We start from the raw sequence: 872 nt of genomic DNA, 5'->3' as shown, positions 1-872 counted from the left end.
AACTATAGTCCACAAAATAAAATTGGTAAATCGCAAATTATAGAACACTCTGGAAATCCTATTGTTATTTCATTGCCAGCCGATATCAATTCATCAAATAATAGCTATCAATGGTACAAAGATGGAAAAGTGATTGAAAATGATGCCAATCAAAACACCTATACTACAGATCAAATGGGTACTTTCCATTGCGAAATTACCAATGTTACGTTACCTGAATTGACATTGGTATCTGAACCAACTTATATTTTAAATTCAACTATTTTTGAACAGGATTCACTCGGAACTGTAGCCATTTATAACAAAAACAATAATAATACGCTTCAATGGGATATTAATGCTCCTATAACAACTTGGCAAGGAGTTCAATTTTCCAATGGGAGAATTAATCAATTAAAAATCAATAATGCAAAATTAGACACCCTTCCTAATAGTATTGGTACATTGGACGCCTTAGATACATTATGGATTCAAAACAATGATCTTACCTTTCAAAGTTTGGATAACATTGCTACTCCTCTTCCTCTAAATTTCATCTATCAACCTCAAAATATGGTTGGAGAAGAAAAATTTATGGATGCTACTAATGGTAAAGATGTGCTATTAGAAGTCCCTAGCGATTTTGATATCGAAACAACAGATAACCATTTCCAATGGTACAAGGACAATGAAATCATTGCCGATGCAAACAACAGACAGTATACTACTAATACAACAGGAGAGTATTTTTGTCAAATCACAAATGACAATTTCCCTTTATTAACACTACAAACTGCTTCTTTTAATGTATTTGATACCAATCAATTAAAAGCAGATTCAATTATTGTTGCTTCTATTTATAATGATAACCCTTCTAACACCTTAAACTGGGA

General features: G+C 31.9%; 1 protein-coding gene. It reads left to right on the top strand.

Annotation, left to right across the window (positions count from 1 at the left end; all coding sequences use genetic code 11):
* Positions 1-872, top strand: an 872-nt coding sequence (locus IC221_RS29250; RefSeq protein ID WP_223241538.1) for a hypothetical protein, incomplete at both ends; no start/stop codon positions are given.

This window comes from Flammeovirga sp. EKP202, from assembly GCF_014534745.1.
In the GTDB taxonomy this organism is placed as follows: Bacteria; Bacteroidota; Bacteroidia; order Cytophagales; family Flammeovirgaceae; genus Flammeovirga.
Note: the sequence above shows the minus strand (reverse complement) of the source record. Positions and strands in the feature narration are given on the sequence as shown.